This window comes from Streptomyces sp. NPDC056169, assembly GCF_042268445.1.
Classification (GTDB): domain Bacteria; phylum Actinomycetota; class Actinomycetes; order Streptomycetales; family Streptomycetaceae; genus Streptomyces.
The window spans coordinates 47,465-66,046 of record NZ_JBHJUO010000011.1 but is presented as its reverse complement, the minus strand read 5'-3'; the positions used below and the strand labels follow the sequence as shown (position 1 = coordinate 66,046).

Annotated in this window: 19 protein-coding genes; 6 read left to right on the top strand and 13 right to left on the bottom strand. The window is 73.2% G+C overall.

What is annotated here, in order from left to right; all coding sequences use genetic code 11:
• Positions 1 to 50: 50 nt before the first annotated feature.
• The gene (locus ACFC0G_RS19180; RefSeq protein WP_376404663.1) at positions 51 to 710 is read right to left on the bottom strand and encodes an NADPH-dependent F420 reductase; all 660 of its coding nucleotides are present in this window, start codon (positions 708 to 710) and stop codon (positions 51 to 53) included.
• A 76-nt stretch (positions 711 to 786) separates the two neighbouring features.
• Here ACFC0G_RS19180 and ACFC0G_RS19175 point away from each other — a divergent pair, with 76 nt between their 5' ends.
• Positions 787 to 1,137 (top strand): winged helix-turn-helix transcriptional regulator, encoded by a 351-nt coding sequence (locus tag ACFC0G_RS19175; RefSeq protein WP_376404660.1) that lies wholly within the window; start codon positions 787 to 789, stop codon positions 1,135 to 1,137.
• 28 nt (positions 1,138 to 1,165) lie between these two features.
• Here the strand turns inward: ACFC0G_RS19175 and ACFC0G_RS19170 are convergent, their stop codons facing one another.
• Positions 1,166 to 1,600: a hypothetical protein gene (locus tag ACFC0G_RS19170; protein ID WP_376404658.1), complete on the bottom strand. Its 435-nt coding sequence runs from the start codon at positions 1,598 to 1,600 to the stop codon at positions 1,166 to 1,168.
• Positions 1,601 to 1,755: 155 nt separating this feature from the next.
• On the opposite strand from ACFC0G_RS19170, the gene ACFC0G_RS19165 reads away from it, so the two are divergent.
• A complete protein-coding gene (locus ACFC0G_RS19165; protein ID WP_376404656.1) occupies positions 1,756 to 2,079 on the top strand; it encodes a nuclear transport factor 2 family protein in 324 nt (107 codons plus the stop codon).
• A gap of 25 nt (positions 2,080 to 2,104) precedes the next feature.
• Here ACFC0G_RS19165 and ACFC0G_RS19160 read toward each other — a convergent pair whose 3' ends face one another.
• Positions 2,105 to 2,881, bottom strand: coding sequence for an SDR family oxidoreductase (locus ACFC0G_RS19160; protein ID WP_376404654.1), 777 nt, complete (start codon positions 2,879 to 2,881; stop codon positions 2,105 to 2,107).
• A 102-nt stretch (positions 2,882 to 2,983) separates the two neighbouring features.
• Between ACFC0G_RS19160 and ACFC0G_RS19155 the strand changes: the two genes are divergently transcribed.
• Positions 2,984 to 4,627: an alkaline phosphatase D family protein gene (locus ACFC0G_RS19155; RefSeq protein WP_376404652.1), complete on the top strand. Its 1,644-nt coding sequence runs from the start codon at positions 2,984 to 2,986 to the stop codon at positions 4,625 to 4,627.
• On the opposite strand, the gene ACFC0G_RS19150 is transcribed toward ACFC0G_RS19155, so the two are convergent.
• On the bottom strand, positions 4,614 to 5,615 hold the full coding sequence (locus ACFC0G_RS19150; RefSeq protein ID WP_376404650.1) for a Gfo/Idh/MocA family protein: 1,002 nt from the start codon (positions 5,613 to 5,615) through the stop codon (positions 4,614 to 4,616). The genes ACFC0G_RS19155 and ACFC0G_RS19150 overlap by 14 nt on opposite strands.
• A 92-nt stretch (positions 5,616 to 5,707) precedes the next feature.
• Here ACFC0G_RS19150 and ACFC0G_RS19145 point away from each other — a divergent pair, with 92 nt between their 5' ends.
• Entirely contained in the window at positions 5,708 to 7,006 is a 1,299-nt protein-coding gene (locus tag ACFC0G_RS19145; RefSeq protein ID WP_376405215.1) for a Bcr/CflA family multidrug efflux MFS transporter, read from the top strand.
• A gap of 58 nt (positions 7,007 to 7,064) precedes the next feature.
• On the opposite strand, the gene ACFC0G_RS19140 is transcribed toward ACFC0G_RS19145, so the two are convergent.
• Positions 7,065 to 7,739 (bottom strand): hypothetical protein, encoded by a 675-nt coding sequence (locus ACFC0G_RS19140; protein WP_376404647.1) that lies wholly within the window; start codon positions 7,737 to 7,739, stop codon positions 7,065 to 7,067.
• Positions 7,740 to 7,885: 146 nt separating this feature from the next.
• Between ACFC0G_RS19140 and ACFC0G_RS19135 the strand changes: the two genes are divergently transcribed.
• Complete coding sequence (locus ACFC0G_RS19135) at positions 7,886 to 8,872, top strand: small ribosomal subunit Rsm22 family protein (RefSeq protein WP_376404645.1); 987 nt, start codon at positions 7,886 to 7,888, stop codon at positions 8,870 to 8,872.
• Between the two features lie 32 nt (positions 8,873 to 8,904).
• Here the strand turns inward: ACFC0G_RS19135 and ddaH are convergent, their stop codons facing one another.
• Positions 8,905 to 9,738: a dimethylargininase gene (gene ddaH / locus ACFC0G_RS19130; protein ID WP_376404643.1), complete on the bottom strand. Its 834-nt coding sequence runs from the start codon at positions 9,736 to 9,738 to the stop codon at positions 8,905 to 8,907.
• A gap of 231 nt (positions 9,739 to 9,969) precedes the next feature.
• On the opposite strand from ddaH, the gene ACFC0G_RS19125 reads away from it, so the two are divergent.
• Positions 9,970 to 10,749 carry a bifunctional DNA primase/polymerase gene (locus ACFC0G_RS19125; protein WP_376404641.1) on the top strand — a complete coding sequence of 260 codons (780 nt, stop codon included), beginning with the start codon at positions 9,970 to 9,972 and terminating at the stop codon, positions 10,747 to 10,749.
• 168 nt (positions 10,750 to 10,917) lie between these two features.
• Here ACFC0G_RS19125 and ACFC0G_RS19120 read toward each other — a convergent pair whose 3' ends face one another.
• The 7 genes from ACFC0G_RS19120 to ACFC0G_RS19090 all read right to left on the bottom strand — a co-directional run bounded on the left by ACFC0G_RS19120 (position 10,918) and on the right by ACFC0G_RS19090 (position 18,537).
• On the bottom strand, positions 10,918 to 11,988 hold the full coding sequence (locus tag ACFC0G_RS19120; RefSeq protein WP_376404639.1) for a hypothetical protein: 1,071 nt from the start codon (positions 11,986 to 11,988) through the stop codon (positions 10,918 to 10,920).
• Positions 11,945 to 12,826, bottom strand: coding sequence for an iron uptake transporter permease EfeU (efeU, locus tag ACFC0G_RS19115; RefSeq protein ID WP_376404637.1), 882 nt, complete (start codon positions 12,824 to 12,826; stop codon positions 11,945 to 11,947). The genes ACFC0G_RS19120 and efeU overlap by 44 nt, the downstream gene beginning before the upstream one ends.
• 27 nt (positions 12,827 to 12,853) lie before the next feature.
• Positions 12,854 to 14,116, bottom strand: a complete 1,263-nt coding sequence (gene efeB, locus ACFC0G_RS19110) for an iron uptake transporter deferrochelatase/peroxidase subunit (protein WP_376404635.1) — start codon at positions 14,114 to 14,116, stop codon at positions 12,854 to 12,856.
• Between the two features lie 26 nt (positions 14,117 to 14,142).
• Positions 14,143 to 15,300 (bottom strand): iron uptake system protein EfeO, encoded by a 1,158-nt coding sequence (gene efeO, locus ACFC0G_RS19105; RefSeq protein WP_376404633.1) that lies wholly within the window; start codon positions 15,298 to 15,300, stop codon positions 14,143 to 14,145.
• A 194-nt stretch (positions 15,301 to 15,494) separates the two neighbouring features.
• The gene (locus ACFC0G_RS19100; protein ID WP_376404631.1) at positions 15,495 to 16,373 is read right to left on the bottom strand and encodes a heme ABC transporter ATP-binding protein; all 879 of its coding nucleotides are present in this window, start codon (positions 16,371 to 16,373) and stop codon (positions 15,495 to 15,497) included.
• A complete protein-coding gene (locus ACFC0G_RS19095; RefSeq protein WP_376404629.1) occupies positions 16,370 to 17,527 on the bottom strand; it encodes a FecCD family ABC transporter permease in 1,158 nt (385 codons plus the stop codon). Before ACFC0G_RS19095 ends, ACFC0G_RS19100 begins: the two co-directional genes overlap by 4 nt.
• Positions 17,524 to 18,537 carry a hemin ABC transporter substrate-binding protein gene (locus tag ACFC0G_RS19090; protein WP_376404627.1) on the bottom strand — a complete coding sequence of 338 codons (1,014 nt, stop codon included), beginning with the start codon at positions 18,535 to 18,537 and terminating at the stop codon, positions 17,524 to 17,526. The genes ACFC0G_RS19095 and ACFC0G_RS19090 overlap by 4 nt, the downstream gene beginning before the upstream one ends.
• Positions 18,538 to 18,582: the final 45 nt, after the last annotated feature.

The window sequence follows — 18,582 nt, the reverse complement described above, 5'->3', positions numbered from 1 at the left end:
GTCGGCCGGCCGGCCCCGCCTCTCCGTCGGAGAGGCGGGGCCCGCACGCCTCACGCGCTCCCGGCTCGCGGACCCGACGCGTAGGCCAGCGGCGGCGCGATCGCCTGGACGTCCGCCTGCTCCGCCACCCACAGTCCGATGAACAGCGCGGCGGTCGCCTCAAGGAGTCCGGCCCGGTCGAGGCCGCCCGCGGCCAACGGCTCGCAGCCCGCGTCCCGCACCAGTTCGTGGACCCGCGCGAGCGCCGCCTCGTCGTCCCCGCAGACCGGCACGGCCAGGGGGCGGCCGTCGAAGACCGGCGGGGTCATCCGCCACACGTCCTCGTGGCAGAGGTTGAACGCCTTGACGACGTGGGCGCCCGGTGCCGCCGAGGCCAGTCGGAGCGCCGCCGAGGGCCCGCCGTCCGTCAGGAGGCGGAAGCCGGGCCCGACCGGGTTGGCGCAGTCGAGCAGGACCTTCCCGGCGAGCGGCTCCCGGAGCTCCCCGACGACGTCCGCGCCCGCCGCGTACGGCAGCGCGGCCAGCACCACCTCGCCGAAGCCGGCCGCCGCCCGCGGGCTGCCGTGCTCCGCGCCGCCCCCGATGCGCGCCGCGAGCTGCCGGGCCTTCCGCTCGTCCCGGCCTCCGACCAGCACCTCGTGCCCGGCGCGCACCCAGTGCGTGGCCAGCGCGTCCGCCATGTTCCCGGTTCCCAGTACGCCGATCTTCATCGATCCGGTCCTCTCCGTGTCCGCCCCTACCGCTTTCGGGACGACACTAGGAAGCCCGTCAGGCACCATTCGGTACGTGACGACCGACGCCTATCTCGCCGACTGCCGTGCCCGCCTCGCCTTCGACCTTCTCTCCAACACCTGGAACGCCGTGCTGATCTGGGTCCTGCGGGACGGTCCCAGGCGCCCCGCCCACCTGCGCGAGCGCATCGGCGGCATCAGTCCCAAGGTCCTCACCGAGACGCTGCGGCGGCTGGAGTTCAACGGGCTGGTGGAACGGAAGGCCTACGCCGAGGCGCCGCCCCGGGTCGAGTACGAACTCACCGAGCTGGGTCGGTCGTTGCTCGACCCGATCGAGGCCTTCGGGGCCTGGGCGTTCGAGCACGGCGACGAGGTCATGGCCGCCCAGGAGCGGCACGGCGGGTGAACTGGCCCCAGGCGTGGGCGAGTCGGTCTCAGGCGAGGACCTCGATCCGCCACTGGGGGTCGCGGTCGTCCGTCCGGACGAAGACGCGCTTGGGGAGGAGCGAGCGGTCCTCGAAGAGGTCGCGGCCGAGCGCGAGCCCGTTCTGGTCGATGGCGTAGGTCCCGTCCCGGAGGTCTTCGAGGCCGGTGACCGTGGTGGCGCCGTGCTCGTCGATGCGCTGGAGGCGCCAGACGGAGGCGGGGGAGTCGTCGGGCCGGACGGCGACCGGGGCCCGCTCGCTGCCCTCCGCGACGACGGTGTCCTCCGTGCCCTTCACGGTGAACCGGAACCCGTCGTCCGCCGGGCCGACCGCCCACTCCGCCGCCTGCTCCTGCTGCACGAGCAGGCCCACCAGCCGCCCGTCCAGGACCCCGACCGGGGCTTCCTTCGCGTACAGCTTGACGACCTTGACGTTGTCCGACATCGAGCCTCCTGTGCTGAGTGCGGCAGTTGTCCCGATCCTGCCCGCCCCGGCCTGGCGCGGGCCAGTGAACACGCGGGTGCGTACGGGCGACACCCGGCCCGCACGCACGGCCGTGGTGCTCGGGGAGAACGGGCGGCGCGGTGTACGGCTAGGGCATGACGATCCCCGCGAACCAGCTCACCGACCCCGCCGTGCGTGCTTTCGTCACGGCGCTCAACGCCAACGACCGGCAGGCCTTCACCGAGGCCCTCACGTCCGGCGCGACCATGTCCGACGACGGCTCGGAGCGTGACCTCGACGAGTGGACGGAGAAGGAGGTCTTCGCCTCGAACGGGCACATGGAGATCGAGTCCGAGAAGCACGACGGACTCGACCTCGTGGCCCGCTACCGCAACGACGCCTGGGGCGAGATGAAGACGCGCTGGCGGTTCACCGTCGAGGGCGGGAAGATCGCCCGCTTCGAGACCGGCCAGGCGTAACCGCCCCCGTACATCGGCCGGGGTGCTAGCCCCTGCCGATGTACGGCATCGCCGTCGCCATCACCGTCGCGAACTGGACGTTCGCCTCCAGCGGCAGCGCCGCCATGTGCACCACCGTCGCCGCCACGTCCGCCGCGTCCATCACCGGCTCCGCCGCGAGCTGCCCGTCGGCCTGGAGGATGCCGGTCTGCATGCGGGCCGTCATCTCGGTCGCCGCGTTGCCGATGTCGAGCTGGCCGCAGGCGATCCGGTACGGGCGGCCGTCGAGCGACAGCGACTTGGTGAGGCCCGTCATGGCGTGCTTCGTCGCCGTGTACGCGATCGAGTGCGGGCGCGGCACGTGCGCGGAGATCGAGCCGTTGTTGATGATCCGGCCGCCCTGCGGGTCCTGCTCCTTCATGGTCCGGAAGGCCGCCTGGGCGCAGAGGAACGCGCCCGTCAGGTTGACGTCGACGACCGCCCGCCAGGTCTCCGGGTCCAGGTCCTCGACGGGGACGCCGCCGCCCGCGAACGTACCGGCGTTGTTGAAGAGCAGGTCGACGCGGCCGTAGCGGTCCCGTACCGCCGCGAAGAGCGCCCGGACCTCACCGGCCGAGGTCACGTCCGTCGGGACCGTCAGGAAGTCGCCGACCGGGAGGGCCGCGGCCGTCTCCTCCAGGGCCGCGGCCCTGCGCCCGGCGAGGGCCACGGACCAGCCGGCCTCCGCGAGGGCCAGTGCCACGCTCCGGCCGATGCCCGATCCCGCTCCCGTCACCACTGCGATGCTCATGGGCGCGGAGCGTACGCGAGACGCGTGCCCCATGAACTCATCCGTCCGACACGTGGATGTTCTGTACCCGACAACGTGAGGTCGTCCTGCCCTCCTCGAATGGCGGAAGCACACCATCCGTCCGGGGAGGGGCACATGGACCACGTACAGGGCCGCACGCAGGGCCATTCCGAGGAACTCCGCGCCGCAGCACGCCACTTCGGCCGCCGCCGGTTCCTCACCGTCACCGGCGCCGCCGCCGCGCTCGCCTTCGCGACCCAGCTGCCCGCCGCCGGCGTCGCGGCCGCCGCCGAGCTCGACGGCCGGCGCGTCACCGAGGACCCGTTCACCCTGGGGGTGGCGTCCGGCGACCCGCTGCCCGGCTCCGTCCTGCTCTGGACCCGGCTCGCCCCCCGCCCCTTCGAGCCCGGCGGCGGTCTGCCCGCGTCCCGCGTCTCCGTCCACTGGGAGCTCGCCCGCGACGAGCGCTTCACCCGGACCGTGCGGCGCGGCCGGGCCACCGCGCACCCGGAGTTCAGCCACACCGTCCACGTCGAGGTCGACCACCTCGACCCCGACCGGGTCTTCTTCTACCGCTTCCGCGTCGGCGACTGGACCAGCCCCGTCGGCCGCACCCGCACCGCCCCGTCGCCCGGCGCCCGCAACTCCGGGCTGAAGCTCGCCGCCGTCTCCTGCCAGGCGTACCACGACGGGTACTTCACGCCCTACCGCCACCTCGCGCAGGAGGACGTCGACGTCGTCTTCCACCTCGGCGACTACCTGTACGAGTACGCCGTCAACGCCACCGGCGGCGCCCGCGCCTACACCGACCGCACCCTCCCCGCCGTCTTCAACCGCGAGACGATCACCCTGGAGGACTACCGGCTGCGCTACGGCCTCTACAAGTCGGACCCCGACCTGCGCGCCGCGCACGCCGCCCACCCCTTCGTCGTCACCTGGGACGACCACGAGACCGAGAACAACTACGCGGGCGGCACCCCCGAGAACGGCGTCCCGCCGGAGGAGTTCCTGCTCCGCCGCGCCGCCGCCTACCGCGCCTACTGGGAGCACCAGCCGCTGCGCCGCCCCCAGCAGCCGGAAGGCCCGGACATGCGGCTCTACCGGCGGCTGCGGTTCGGGCGCCTCGCCCAGTTCGACATCCTCGACACCCGCCAGTACCGCTCGGACCAGGCGTACGGGGACGGCTGGCAGGTCCCGGGCCCCGAGTCCGAGGACCCGGCCCGCACGATGACCGGCGCCGCGCAGGAGCGGTGGCTGATCGACGGCTGGCGCTCCTCCCGCACCCGCTGGAACGTCCTGCCGCAGCAGGTCGTGTTCGGCGAGCGCCGCGACCGCTCCACCGCCGACTTCAAGCTCTCCATGGACTCCTGGGACGGCTACCCGGCCTCCCGGCAGCGGATCCTCGCGGGCGCGGAGGCCGCCGGGGTCGAGAACCTCATGGTGCTCACCGGCGACGTCCACGTCGGCTACGGCCTCGACCTCAAGGCCGACTTCCGCGACCCGGCCTCCCGGACGCTGGGCACCGAGATCGTCGCCACCTCGATCAGCAGCGGCAAGGACGGCGCCGACCGGCCGGCCAACTACGACAAGCTCACCCAGGCCAACCCGCACCTGAAGTTCTACAACGGCCGGCGCGGCTACGTGACGGTGGCGCTCGACGAGGACGGCGCCCGCGCCGACTTCCGTACGGTCCCGTACGTGACGACCCCGGGCGCCCCCGTCACCACCGCCGCCTCCTACGTCACCGAGGCGGGCAACCCGGGCCTCACGCCCGCGTAGCGCCCCGCTCGGAGGGATAGCGGACGCCGACGCGCTGCCGTACGGCGTCGAGCGTCCGCATCACCGCGAGCGAACCGCCCAGCGGCACGAGCGGCGACTCCGTCGCGCCCGCCCGCAGGCAGCGCATCACCTCGGCGGCCTCGTGCCGGAAGGAGTGCGGGTCGTCCGTCGACACGAACTCCTCCGGCTCCCGGCCGTCCCGGTGCAGCGTGAACCGCTCCGGGAAGAAGAAGCCGCGCGGCACGTCGATCCGGCCGAGCGTGCCCGTCACGGACGCCGTGAGCGGCGTGTCCGCGACGAGCGAGCAGGACAGCAGCGCCGAGGCGCCCGTGTCCCAGCCCAGCAGCATCGCCGTGTTCAGGTCGACGCCCTCCGGCGAGAGCAGCGCGTGCGCCTGGACCGTGTCCGGCTCGCCGAGCAGCAGCTGCGCGAACGACACCGGGTACACCCCCAGGTCGAGCAGCGCCCCGCCGCCCACCGCCGGGTCCCGCAGCCGGTGGTCGGGCGCGAAGGGGCCCTGGAGCCCGAAGTCCGCCTGGACGGTCCTGACCTCGCCGACGGCCCCGTCCCGTACGAGCTCCGCGAGCCGCCGGACCAGCGGGTTGCAGTACATCCACATGGCTTCCATCAGGAAGAGGCCGCGGTCCCGGGAGAGGGTGACCAATTCCTCAGCCTCGCGGGCGTTGAGCGTGAGAGCCTTCTCGCAGAGCACCGCCTTCCCCGCTTCCAGGGCCAGCCCGGCCGCCTCCCGGTGCGCGTGGTGCGGTGTCGCCACGTACACCACGTCGACGTCCTCGTCGGCGAAGAGCCCGGCCCACTCCCCGTACGCCCGCGGGATTCCGAACCGGTCCGCGAAGGCCTTCGCGGACGCCTCCGTGCGGGATGCCACCGCCACGACCTCGGCGCCGTCGAGCGTCTGCAGGTCCGTCGTGAACCGCTCCGCTATGCCGCCCGTCGCCAGGATTCCCCAGCGAACCGTGTCTCCCATGTTCCCCACCTGTCCCACCCGTCCCACAGAGGTCTCGACCATGCCGATCGAGCTGAGAGCATAGGCAAGGATTCAACGAAATGGAGCAGTCGATGCCGGAGAGCGGCCAGAAAACAACACAAGGGCACATAACCGAGAGCGCCCCCGTCGCCCCGGCCACCGGCGGAACCCCCGCCGCCCGGAGCGTGGGGCTGCTCGTCACCCTCGTCCTGGGCGGACTCACCGCCCTGCCCCCGCTCTCCATGGACATGTACCTGCCGGCACTGCCGGAGGTCACCGGCGCGCTCCACGCGCCCGCCGCCACCGTCCAGCTCACCCTCACCGCCTGCCTCGCCGGCATGGCCCTCGGCCAGCTCGTCGTCGGCCCCATGAGCGACAAGTGGGGCCGCCGCCGCCCGCTGCTCATCGGCATGGTCGTGTACGTCCTCGCCACCGCCGTCTGCGCCCTCGCGCCCACCGCCGAACTCCTCATCGGCTTCCGGCTGCTCCAGGGCCTCGCGGGCGCCGCCGGCATCGTCATCGCCCGCGCCGTCGTCCGCGACCTCTACGACGGCGTCGAGATGGCCCGCTTCTTCTCCACCCTGATGCTGATCTCCGGCGTCGCCCCGATCATCGCGCCCCTCATCGGCGGCCAGATCCTGCGGATCACCGACTGGCGGGGCGTCTTCTACGTCCTCACCGTCATCGGCATCCTGCTCACCCTCGTCGTCTGGCGCTTCCTCGGCGAGACGCTGCCGCCCGAGCGGCGCCACGAAGGCGGCGTCGGCGACGCCCTGCGCACCATGCGCGGACTCCTCGCCGACCGCGTCTTCACCGGCTACATGCTCGCCGGCGGGCTCGCCTTCGCGGCCCTCTTCGCCTACATCTCGGCCTCGCCGTTCGTCGTCCAGGAGATCTACGGCGCCTCGCCGCAGACCTTCAGCCTGCTCTTCGGCCTCAACTCGATCGGCCTCGTCGTCGTCGGCCAGATCAACGGCAAGCTCCTCGTCGGTCGCGTCAGCCTCGACAAGGCGCTCGGCTGGGGCCTCGGGATCATCCTGCTCGCCGCGCTCGCGCTGCTCCTCATGACCAGCGGCGTCTTCGGCGAGGTCGGGCTCGTCCCGATCGCCGCCGGACTGTTCGTCCTGATGTCCGCGATGGGCCTGGCGATGCCGAACACGAACGCACAGGCCCTGATGCGCACCCCGCACGCGGCAGGATCCGCCTCCGCGCTCCTCGGCACCTCGTCGTTCCTCGTCGGCGCCGTCGCCTCCCCGCTCGTCGGTATCGCGGGCGAGCACACGGCCGTCCCGATGGCGGTCGTCCAGCTCACCTGCGCCGCCCTGTCCCTGGCCTGCTTCCTGGGCCTGTGCCGCCCGTGGCAGTCGGGCAGGACGGCCACGGGCCTCTGACAGGACGGCCACGGGCCTCTGACGGGATGGCGCCCGGCGAACGGTGGCGCCGGGCGGGTCAGTACCCCGGGTTCTTGCCCGCGGCGACGGTCCTGACCCGCTCGACCTGGACGTTCGAGACGTGCTCCAGGCCGGCGGGCTCCGTCTCGTTGGCGTCGACGTGCGCGACGACGGTGCCGATCCGCATGACCACATCGGCGGTCGAGTCGTCCGCGAACGCGTCGGTCTCGTCGGCCACGGTGGCCAGGGTCACCGGCTTCGAGGGCTCTCCGTACTCGGCGGACTTCTTCCGCTGCTCGGCGGCCAGACCCTTCATGGCGGCGCGCGCCTGCTCCTCCGTCCCGAACGAGTAGAGCCGGAACTCCACGCGCGTGCCGTCCGAGCTACCCGCGGTCTCCATGTCCTTCCCGCCGACGGCGACGAGCCCGTCACACGCCACGCCCGTCTCCTCGGCGCAGTGCTTGACGGCCTCGGGCCCCTGGACCATGAAGGGATCGCCACCGACGAACCACCCGCCCACGGCGGACTCGATCGGCAGCGCGTTCATCAGACCGGTCGGGTCCAGCCAGACGACCTTCGGCGCGTCCGCCCCGCCGTCCGCCCCCGGCTGCGCCTCCCCGGGAACCCCCGGAGCCTTGTCGCCCCCTGCCGCCGGGCTCCCGCCCTCCTCGCATCCCGTCAGTGCCAGCACCAGCGCCGCCGCCACGGCAGTCCCCCGTACGACAGACCTCACCCGAACTCCTCCTGCGATCTCACGATTTGGCATGGACACTCAACATCATCAACGGTGCGGTGACCAACTCCCGCCCCCGCCCCGACGCTCGTGACCAGCACCTCAGGGCGGCGGAGGACCGGGACCCGGCCGCCTAGACTGTCGCGGTGAACGCCGTCACCCCTCCCTCCGCCGAGTCCCTGCGCGCCGCCCTCGCCGGGCTCCTCGACGGGCTGCCGCCCACCCAGGCGGCCAAAGCCGTCGAGCGGCTGATCGCCAGCTACCGGGGCACCACCCCGACGGACGCCCCCGTGCTGCGCGACCGCTCCGACGTCGCCGCCTACGCCGCGTACCGGATGCCGGCGACCTTCGAGGCGGTACGGGGCGTCCTCGACGCCCTGCGCGACGCCGCGCCCGAGTGGGTGCCGGGCACGCACACCGACGTCGGCGGCGGCACCGGAGCGGCGAGCTGGGCCGTCGCCGAGGCCTGGGAGGAGGCGCCGCCCCGGACCACCGTCCTCGACTGGGCCGAGCCCGCCCTCGCGCTCGGCCGCGAGCTGGCCGACGGCGCCCTGGACGCCGAGTGGCGGCGGGAACGCATCGGCACCGCCCTGAAGCTCGCGGACACGGACCTCGTCACCGTCTCGTACGTCCTCAAGGAGCTCACCGGAGCCGACCGCACGGCGCTCGTCACCGAGGCGGCGCGCGCCGCGCGGGCGGTCGTGATCGTCGAGCCCGGCACCCCCGACGGCTACGAGCGGATCATCGCCGCCCGCACCCTGCTCGTCGACGCCGGATTCACCGTCGCCGCGCCCTGCCCGCACAGCGGGGCCTGCCCGATCGTGCCGGGCACCGACTGGTGCCACTTCTCGGCCCGCGTGAGCCGCTCCTCGCTGCACCGCCAGGTGAAGGGCGGCTCCCTGCCGTACGAGGACGAGAAGTACAGCTACGTCGCCGCCACCAGGTTCCCCGTGACCCCGACGGTCTCCCGCGTCACCCGCAGGCCGCAGATCCGCAAGGGCCTGGTCCAGCTCGACCTGTGCGGCCCCGACGGCCTCGCCCGCGAGACGGTCACGAAGCGCCACGGGCCCCTGTACAAGCAGGCCCGCGACACCGAGTGGGGCGACTCCTGGCCGCCGGAGACCGACGCCTAGGCCGTGTCCGGCCATGATCCGCCGGACGGGACTCAGGGCAGCCGGAGCTCCTGGGTGCAGCACTTCACGCTGCCGCCGCCCTTGAGGAGCTCGCCCAGGTCCATCCCGACCGGCTCGAAGCCGCGCTGCCGCAGCGGCTCGAACAGTCCCACCGCCGCCTGCGGCAGCAGCACGTGCAGACCGTCGCTCACCGCGTTCAGCCCGAGCGCCGCCGCGTCCGCGTCCGTCGCGATCAGCGCGTCCGGGAAGAGCCGGGCGAGCACCTCCCTGCTGCCCGGGGAGAAGGCGGGCGGGTAGTACATGACCTCGTCCCCGGCCTCGTCCAGGACGCACAGTGCCGTGTCCAGGTGGTAGTAGCGCGGATCCACGAGATCCAGACCGATCACGGGCCGGCCGAAGAACTCCTGCGCCTCCCCGTGGGAGAGCGGGCTGGCGCGGAAACCGCGCCCCGCGAGGATCCACGAGGCCGTGACGGCGAAGTCGCCCTCGCCCTCGTTCACGTGCTCCGGGAGCCGCACCGCGTCACCCGGCCAACCGTTCCTGCGGAACCAGGACAGGTGGGCGGCGGCCTCGTCCGCCCGCTCCGGGTAGGCGAACTTCGCGCCGAGGACCCGGCCGTCGACGACGGTGGCGCCGTTCGCCGCGAAGACCATGTCCGGCAGCGCCGGGTCGGGCGTCAGGAGCTCCACGGTGTGGCCCAGCGAGCGGTAGCGGTCGCGCAGGTCCTCCCACTGGGCGAGGGCCAGCGGCAGGTCGACCGGTTTCGTGGGGTCCATCCAGGGGTTGATCGAGTACGTCACCGTGAAGTGCGTGGGTGGGCACATCAGGTAACGGCGGGGCGAGGACGTGCGCGGAGTGGGGCGCAATGAGGGCTCCTCACGAACGGGCGGACGGAAGAACCGAAGATCGGTGGACCCATGGTCCGCCCTGGGCGCCCCGCGCGCTGTGGACCGTTCGGGTGGTTCGCGTCCCCGCCCGCCCCCGCACCGTACGCACCCCTGTTCGGCACCCCGGTTCCGCACTCCGGTCACCCGAGGCGCAGGATGGTGGGACCATGGGCAGAGCCGAACGGGCGAGCATGAGCTGTGAGGGGATAGATGGGCGACGGCATCGGCCGCTACCGCGGCACGGAGAGCAAACTCGCACAGTGGCTGCGCAGGCGCCCGAAACGCACCGCGGCCGACGACGAGAACGACCGCGAGAAGCTGCTCCTGGCCATTGCCGCCGCCGGGCTGCCCCTGGCCCCCGCCGCGTATCCCGTCGGCTACAGCTGTTCCTGTGAGCGGATCGGCTGTCCCACCCCCGCCCGGCACCCCGTCTCCTTCGCGTGGCAGACCCAGTCGACCACCGACCGGGGCCAGATCGAGCGCTGGGCGCGGAACGAGCCCGGGGCGAACTTCATCACCGCCACCGGCATGGTCCACGACGTCCTCGACGTGCCGCTGGCCGCCGGCCGCGCCGCCCTGGAGCGTCTGCTGGCCGAGGGCGTCGAGGTCGGACCGGTCGCCGAGTCCGCCGACGTCGACCCGGTCGGCGGGCGCATGCTCTTCTTCACCGCCACCCGCGGCACCCCCGAGGACGAGGACGAGTGGTGGCCCTGTGAGCTCGACTGCCACCCGGAGACGATGGACGAGCACCCGGGGCTGCGCTGGCACTGCCGCGGCAGCTACGTCCTCGTCCCGCCGGCCCGGCTGCCCGGGGACGAGGAGGCCCACCCGGTGGTCGCCTGGGTCCGCGGACCCGAGCACCCGCTGCCGGACCCGCTGAACCTCCTGGAGACCCTCACCGAGGCCTGTGCGCGCCACGCGGCCGCGCGGGAGGCCGAGGGGGACGGGGAACACACCGCCCACGAGATCGCCTGGCCGCTGACCCGCTGATCCGCTGACCCGCTGATCCGCTGACCCGCTGGCCTGGCGATCCGCCGGCCCGCTGCCCCGTCGATCCGCCGGCCCGTGGATCCGCCACGAGCCGCCGGTCCGCAGCGAGCCGTCGGTCCACCGCGGGGTCGTGCCACGAGCCCCCGGTCGGTCCGCCGCGGCGTCCCGCTACGAGCCCTCCGCGCCCACCACGCCCTGGAGCCGGCCCGCGATCGTGACGCCGTCCCGGTCCGTGCCCGCCGGCTTCACCAGGGCCACCTGGTTCGACACCCACTCCTTGGTGACGGTGTTCTTCACCTCGCCGTTGAGCAGCGCCTTGATGTCCGGGGTGACCTTCGGCCGGTAGCCCTTGGCCGCCGTCTGCCGCTCGAAGTACCGGGTCGCGAAGAAGACGAACGCGCCGCCGTCCTTCGTCCGCAGCCCCAGCGGGGCGAAGTCCCCCTGGTCCGCGGTGCGGTCGATGTACTGCGTGGCGAGCCCCGGCCGCTTCGCGGTCTTCTGCCGCCCCTCGCGCCACAGCGAGGTGTGCGGCCCCGCCGCGTACGGCCCCGGCTGCCCGTCCTGGAGGTAGGCCACGTACCCCGCCCCGAGGTCCTCGGGCGCGACGGCGAGGGCGTCGGTGTCCGCGGCGACCGGCACCGCGTACCCCTCCTCCTCGGCGAACTCGGGCACCGCCTGCGGGCTGAGGACCACCAGGTGGGCGACCTCCCACGGCTGCTCGGGCCCGTTGCGTACGAAGGCGAGGACCCAGCGCTGGTCGGAGCTGCCCTGGTCGACGTCCCGGTTCGAGTCGGTGTCCGCGACGAACCAGCGCGGCCAGCCCGCCTTGCGGGGCACGACGAACCGCGCGTCGGTCAGTTCCAGGGGCGTGTGGTTCGGGTTTCCGCCGGGGCTCGTGATCGCCCGCGAGCGCAGGCCCGCCTGGTTGATCGCCCCGAGCGGACCGGTGACCCGGCCCGCGTCCAGGGCGGGATCGTGGGCCTTGTCGGCCCGGTTGTAGGCGGCGGTGAAGTCGGCGAGTGCCTGCGCGGCCTCGCTCTTCGTCACCGCCGGAAGCAGCGCCGTCTCACCGTGGACCGTCACGCAGCCGCTCGCGGCCAGCGCGAGGACGGTGACCGCCGCGGTGGCGGCCAGCGCCCTCACCGGTCGCGCCGGTCGCGGTGAAAGCCGCTCGACCGGTCGCGCCGCACTCCGCTCAACCGGCCGTCTCGGCGCTCGCCTCAGCGTCAACCTTCTCATCGGTCGCCTTCTGCTTCTCCACCCGCACGGACGGACCCGACCCTATCGGGGCCAGGAACAGCGCGAGCGTCGGGATCAGATACAGCGCCCACACCGTGACCTGAAGGACCGTCGGGTCCGGCTGGAAGTTGAAGACGCCCTTGAGGAGCGTGCCGTACCAGCTGTCCGGCGGGATCGTCGCCGAGACGTCGAAGGCCTTGTCCGCGAGGCCGCCGAGGAAGCGCGCCTCCTGGAGGTCGTGCACGCCGTACGCGAGGACGCCCGCCGCCACCACGACCAGCATCCCGCCGGTCCAGGTGAAGAACTTCGCCAGGTTGATCTTCAACGCGCCCCGGTAGAACAGCCAGCCCAGCAGGACCGCCGTGAGGAGGCCGAGGACGACCCCGGCCAGCGGCGCGTACGAGCCGTCCGAGGAGGCACGTACCGACGCCCACACGAAGAGCGCCGTCTCCAGGCCCTCGCGCCCCACCGCCAGGAAGGCGGTCGCGACCAGCGCGCCCGTCCCCATCTGGAGGGCCGCGTCCAGCCGGCCGTGCAGCTCCGTCCTCAGGTGCCGGGCCGTGCGCCGCATCCAGAAGACCATCCAGGTCACCAGCACGACGGCGACGATCGACAGCGAGCCGCCGAGCAGCTCCTGCGCCTCGAACGTCAGCTCCTGCGAGCCGAATTCGAGGCCCGCGCCGAAGGCCAGGGCCACGCCGACGGCCACGCCGATGCCGATCCAGATCGGCCTCAGCGCGTCCCTGCGCCCGGTCTTCACCAGGTACGCGATGAGGATGCAGACGACGAGGCTGGCCTCCAGGCCCTCGCGCAGTCCGATCAGATAGTTACCGAACACGTCGGTGCTCCTTGTCCGTCAGTCCCGTCAGGAGAACAGTGCCCGGCCCCACCAGTCGTCCTTGTCCCGGACGCCCGGCGGGACGGCGAACAGTGCCGAACCCACGTGCTGGATGTATTCGTTGAGGGCGTCCGAGGCCAGCGAGGTCTGGACGGGGATGAAGCCCTTGCGGACGTCCTTCTGGTACGCCAGGAAGAACAGGCCCGCCTCCAGCCGGCCGAGGCCGTCCGTGCCGTCGGTGAACGAGTAGCCGCGGCGCAGGATCGTCGCCCCGCCGTTGCTGTCCGGGTGGGCGAGCCGGACGTGCGAGTCCGGCTTCATCGCCTTCAGGAACGGCTCGTCGTGCTCCTTGGCCTTGCCGACCGGCGCGCCCTCGCGCTTGTCGCGGCCGAAGATGTCCTCCTGCTCGCCGAGCGGGGTGCGGTCCCAGGTCTCGACGTTCATGCGGATGCGGCGGGCGACGAGGTACGAACCGCCGTCCATCCACGCCGCCGGGCCCTCGGCGTCCTTGCCGGAGACCCACACGTGCTTCGCGAGCCGCTCGGTCTCGGTGCCCGCGATGTTGCGGGTGCCGTCCTTGAAGCCGAAGAGGTTGCGCGGGGTCTGGGCGTCCGGGGTCGTCGAGGACGTCTTGCCGAAGCCCAGCTGCGACCAGCGCACCGCGACCTTGCCGAAGCCGATCCGCGCGAGGTTCCGGATGGCGTGCACGGCGACCTGCGGGTCGTCCGCGCAGGCCTGGACGCAGAGGTCGCCGCCGCTGCGCGCCGGATCCAGGTTGTCGCCCGGGAACTTGGGCAGCGCCACCAAGGCCCCGGGCCGCTTGTCCTTCAGCCCGAAACGCCCGTCGAAGAGCGAGGGGCCGAAGCCGATCGTGAGGGTGAGACGGGACGGCTTGAGGCCGAGGGCCTCGCCGGTGTCGTCCGGCGGGGCCTCCGCGAGACCGCCGTACGCGCCCTCGCCGACCTCGGCGCCGGCCGTCATCCGCTCGGCGGCCCGCGTCCAGTCCTTGAGGAGCTGGATCAGCTCCGCGCGGTCCTTCGTCTTCACGTCGAAGGCGGCGAAGTGCAGCCGGTCCTGTACGGCGGTGGCGATGCCGGCCTGGTGCGCGCCGTGGAAGGGCACGGCCGAGCCGCTGTCCGCGACGGGCGCCGTGGCGTCCCCGTCCCGGGTCAGGGCGACGGCGCCGCCGGCCGCCGCGGCACCGAGCGCGAGCCCGGCACCGCCCCAGCCGATGACCTTGCGGCGGGAGGGCGCCGTGCCCTCGGTCTGCTCCTGGGTTTCCTCGGACATGGCCCCGTCCCTCCTGGTGTTGACGACTACTTGACGACGGCGGCGGCGAGCTTGGAGAGCGGCTCGGCCAGCGCGTTGACGCCGTCCGAGAGCTCCTTGCGCTCGGGCTTGCCGACCTTCTCGTAGGAGGTGAAGACGTAGCTGCTCTTGTCCGTGCGGTACTTGTCGAGCAGCGTGTTCAGCGCGGCGAACTGCTTGTCGAGCTCGGCGACGAGCTTCGCGTCGTTCTTGGTGGCGACCGGCTTGAGCAGCTCGAAGGACTTCTGCGCGCCCTCGACGTTCGCCTTGAAGTCGACGAGGTCGGTGTGGGAGTAACGCTCCTCCTCGCCGGTGACCTTGCCGGAGGCGACCTCGTCGAGGAGCTCCTTGGCGCCGTTGGCCATCGAGGTCGGGGTGATCTCGGCCTTGCCGACGCGCTTCACCCAGTCCGCGAGGTCCTTGTCGAGGGTGTCCGCGAGCTGCTTCTCGGCGGCGCCGAGCTTCTTGTCCTTCCAGAGCGCCTTCTCCAGGCGGTGCCAGCCGGTCCAGTCCTTCGCCGGGTCCTGGCCCTCCTCCAGACCGTCCTCGCGGACGTCGACCTTCGGGTCGATGTCGCCGAAGGACTCGGCGACCGGCTCGGTGCGCTCCCAGCCGATGCGGGACTCGGCGTAGGCCTTCTTGGCGGCCTCGATGTCACCGGCGCGGACGGCGTCGGTGAAGACCTTCACCTTGGGCAGGGTCGCGTCGGCCTGCGCCTGGACGTACTGGCGGTACGCGGCGACGGCGGCGTCCATCTCCGGGGAGCGCTTCGCGGTGGCGGTGCCCGCGCCGGTGACCTTGACCTGCTGGCGGATGCCGTCGCCCTTCATGCCGGGCTTGCAGGCGATGGCGTAGTCGCCGGCCTTGATCTCGGCGGTGAGGGAGGCCTTGGTGCCGGGGCCGATGTTCTCGCGCTCGGCGACGATCCGGTCGTCCGGGTAGAGGACGTAGACCTCGGTCACCTTGGAGCCGCGGTTCTCGACGGCGAGCGTCACGTGACCGGCCGGGAACTCCTTCTTCGAGACCTCGCAGGAGTCGTCCTTGGCGACGACGGTGACCGCGCCGTCCGCGCCCTTGGCGTCGCTCTTCTCGGCGCAGCCCGTGACGGCGGTCAGGGCGGCCGCGGTCGCGGCTGCGGTGACGACGGAGAGGCGGACGGCTCGCATGGGGACTCCAGGAACGCGGGGACAGGGAGTGAGGCGGACCTAACTTAACCGAGGCTTACCTCAGCCATACCCATGCGTCCGGTGATTCAGCTCTCAGCTCCGGCGGGCCGGACACGGGCGGGTCACGGGGTCCTCATGGAGTCCTCATGGCACGGTCAAGGAAAGGTCAAGAGAGGTGAATTGTCCGTTTGTTACTACTCGTTGGTACGGATCGGTACGACGAGGGGGACCCCGGTCCGCGGGTGCGGGAAGACCTCCACGGGCTGCCGGTAGACCCGGCTCAGGACCTCCGCGTCGAGCACCTCGGAGGGCGGGCCGTCCGCCGCGATCCGGCCGCCGTGCAGCACCGCGACCCGGTCCGCGTGGGCGGCGGCGAGCCCCAGGTCGTGCAGCACGACCACCACCGCGTCCCCGGCCGCCGCGCGCTCCCGGCAGACCCGCAGCACCAGTTCCTGGTGGCGCAGGTCGAGCGCGGCGGTCGGCTCGTCGAGCAGCAGGAGCCCGGCCCGCTGGGCCAGCACCCGGGCCAGCGCGACCCGGGCCCGCTCGCCGCCCGACAGCGCGGAGAACGGCCGCCCGGCGAAGGCCTCGACCTCGGTCGCCGCCATCGCGAGGGCGACGGCCGCCTCGTCCTCGTCCTCCCGCCCGGTCCCGGCCCAGGGCGCCCGCCCCATCCGGACGACCTCGGCGACGGGGAACGGGAAGGAGAGCGCGGCGGCCTGCGGCAGCACCGCCCGGCGCAGGGCGAGTTCACCGGCCGGCCAGTCCCCGGCGGGCCGCCCGCCGATCCGTACCTCCCCCGCGCTCGGGGCGAGGTCGGCGGCGAGCGCGGCGAGCAGCGTCGACTTCCCGGCGCCGTTGGGCCCCACCAGGGCCAGCACCTCCCCGGCCCGCACCCCGATCCCGACGCCGTCGAGCACGGCACGGCCGCCGAGCGCGACGCACAGCCCGACCGCCTCGGCGACGAGTTCGCCGCGCGCGGCGGGGGAGGGGAGCGCCCGGGTGCGCCGCCGCGGGAGCAGCCCTCGGAGCCGTACGGAAGCCCCGGACGTCGTGGATGCCGCGGATGTCATGCCCAACCACCTTGCTTGCGACGGGTCCTGCGCAGCAGCCAGAAGAAGAAGGGGCTGCCGAGGAGTGCGGTGAGGACGCCCAGGGGGAGTTCGGCCGGGGCCGCGACCGTACGGGCCGCCAGATCGCCGGCCGCGAGGACGACCGCGCCGCCCAGCGCGCTGCCCGGCACCAGGAAGCGGTGGCCGGGGCCGTTCGCCATCCGCAGCAGGTGCGGGACGAGCAGACCGACGAAGGTGATGATCCCCGCGACCGCGACCGCCGCCGCGGTGAGCAGCGCCACCACCAGGATCAGCGCGACCCGCAGCCGCTCCACGTCCACGCCCAGGTGCCGGGCGGGCCGTTCGCCGAGCGCGAGGAGGTCGAGCCGGCGGGAGTGGAAGGGGGCGACGGCCAGACCGAGGAGCGCGCAGGGCAGCACGGCGAGGACCTTGGGCCAGGTGGCCTGGGCGAGCGAGCCGAGCTGCCAGAAGGTGATCTGGGTGACCTGCGCGTTGTCGGCGAAGAAGAGGAAGAGGCCGATCAGCGCGCCCGCGAAGGCGTTGACCGCGATGCCGGTGAGGATCAGGGTCACCACCTCCGTACGGCCGCCCGAACGGGACATCGCGTACACGAGCAGCACGGTCGCCAGACCGGCGACGAAGGCGCAGACGGTCACCGTCCAGTTCCCGAGGAAGGTGAGCCCGAGCGCGATCGCGCCGACCGCGCCGACGGCCGCGCCCGCCGAGATGCCGATGACGCCCGGCTCGGCGAGGGGGTTGCCGAACACGCCCTGCATGAGAGCGCCCGCGCAGCCGAGCGAGGCGCCGACGAGGACGGCGAGGACGACCCGGGGGAGCCGGATGTCCCACAGGACGCTCTCGGCCGTGCGGTCCAGGGCGTGCCCGCCGAGTCCGATCCGGTGCTGGACGGAGGCGAGGACGTCGCCCAGCGGGATCTCGTACGCCCCGATCCCGGCGGAGAGGAGGGAGAGGAGGAGCAGGACGGCGAGGAGGGTGACGGTGAGGACGGTGGAGCGGGCGCGCCGGGGTCGGGGGGCGGGCGGGGCCGCCGCCCTCTTGGCGCCTTCCGTGCTGTCCGTGCTGTCCGTGGCGTCTGTGGCGTCCGTGGCTTTCGTGCCGGCGGTGCGCTGCGGGGAATCCTGGAGTGCCGTCACTTCTCCTCCCCGTACAACTGGCCGACCAGGGACTTCAGGACCTGGTCGGTGCGCGGGCCGTAGTTGAGGAGCACGCCGTCGTCGACGGTGACGACCCGCTTGCCCGCGCCGGCCGGGGTCTGGGCGACACCCGGGATCTTCACCAGGCCGTCGATCCCGCCGACCGAGTCGAGCCCCTTGCTCATGACGAGGATCGCGTCGGGCGCGGCCTGCGCGAGGGCCTCGCTGGTGAGGGGGGTGAAGTCCTTCCTCAGCCCGGACTCCTTGCCCGCGTCGACCGCTCCGGCCGCTTCGAGCAGGGAGCTCGCACCGGACTCGGCGCCGCCTAGCAGATAGACGGCGGCCGAGCCGCGGACGTAGAGGAAGGCCACCCGCGGCTTCTCCTCGCGGGCCGGGATCCCCTTCCGTACGGCGTCGATCCGCTCCTGGGTGCGCTCCTTGAGCGCCGTGCCGGAGTCGCGCACGCCGAGGGCGGCGGCGACCGCGTCGATGCGGGTGCCGACGTCGGCGAGCTCCTTGGCGGGCTTCACGACGACGAGGGGGACGCCCGCATCCCGGATCTGGGCGATGGCCTCGGCCGGTCCCGTGGTGGACTCGGCGAGGACGACGGTGGGCCGCAGCGAGAGCACGCTCTCGGCGGAGACGTCGTGGGCGCGGGTCACCACCGGGAGTTCCGCGGCCTGTTCGAAGGTCGCGGTGATGTCGCGGGCGACGACCTTCCCGCCGAGACCGAGCGTGAAGACGATCTCGTTGAGGGAGCCGCTGAGCGGCACGATCCGGTCGGCGGAGGTGACGGCGACCGCGCGCCCGTCCGCCGAGGGGACGGTGACGGGGAGTCGGGGCGCGACCGGGGCGGCGAGCGGCTCGACCCGGTCGGGGGCGGTGGCGGCGCTCTTGGCCGACGACCCGCCCGGGGCGGTCCCGCCGCCGCTTCCGCCGCCGCAGCCGGTCGCCGCGAGGGCGAGGGCGAGCGCTGCTGTCAGCGCTCCCGCGAGGCGAGTTCTGCGCACCGGACACCGTCCTGTCGTCGTTCGTTCTGCCGCGTACGGGCCGGA

What these genes read in the sequence shown, in the direction of transcription:
- ACFC0G_RS19170 (WP_376404658.1), bottom strand. Translation starts at nt 1,600, where the DNA reads ATGTCGGACAACGTCAAGGTCGTCAAGCTGTACGCGAAGGAAGCCCCG.
- ACFC0G_RS19125 (WP_376404641.1), top strand. Translation starts at nt 9,970, where the DNA reads ATGGGCGACGGCATCGGCCGCTACCGCGGCACGGAGAGCAAACTCGCA.
- ACFC0G_RS19160 (WP_376404654.1), bottom strand. Translation starts at nt 2,881, where the DNA reads ATGGGGCACGCGTCTCGCGTACGCTCCGCGCCCATGAGCATCGCAGTG.
- ACFC0G_RS19145 (WP_376405215.1), top strand. Translation starts at nt 5,708, where the DNA reads ATGCCGGAGAGCGGCCAGAAAACAACACAAGGGCACATAACCGAGAGC.
- ACFC0G_RS19100 (WP_376404631.1), bottom strand. Translation starts at nt 16,373, where the DNA reads ATGACATCCGCGGCATCCACGACGTCCGGGGCTTCCGTACGGCTCCGA.
- ACFC0G_RS19150 (WP_376404650.1), bottom strand. Translation starts at nt 5,615, where the DNA reads ATGGGAGACACGGTTCGCTGGGGAATCCTGGCGACGGGCGGCATAGCG.
- ACFC0G_RS19120 (WP_376404639.1), bottom strand. Translation starts at nt 11,988, where the DNA reads ATGAGAAGGTTGACGCTGAGGCGAGCGCCGAGACGGCCGGTTGAGCGG.
- ACFC0G_RS19155 (WP_376404652.1), top strand. Translation starts at nt 2,984, where the DNA reads ATGGACCACGTACAGGGCCGCACGCAGGGCCATTCCGAGGAACTCCGC.
- ACFC0G_RS19165 (WP_376404656.1), top strand. Translation starts at nt 1,756, where the DNA reads ATGACGATCCCCGCGAACCAGCTCACCGACCCCGCCGTGCGTGCTTTC.
- efeB (WP_376404635.1), bottom strand. Translation starts at nt 14,116, where the DNA reads ATGTCCGAGGAAACCCAGGAGCAGACCGAGGGCACGGCGCCCTCCCGC.
- ACFC0G_RS19180 (WP_376404663.1), bottom strand. Translation starts at nt 710, where the DNA reads ATGAAGATCGGCGTACTGGGAACCGGGAACATGGCGGACGCGCTGGCC.
- efeO (WP_376404633.1), bottom strand. Translation starts at nt 15,300, where the DNA reads ATGCGAGCCGTCCGCCTCTCCGTCGTCACCGCAGCCGCGACCGCGGCC.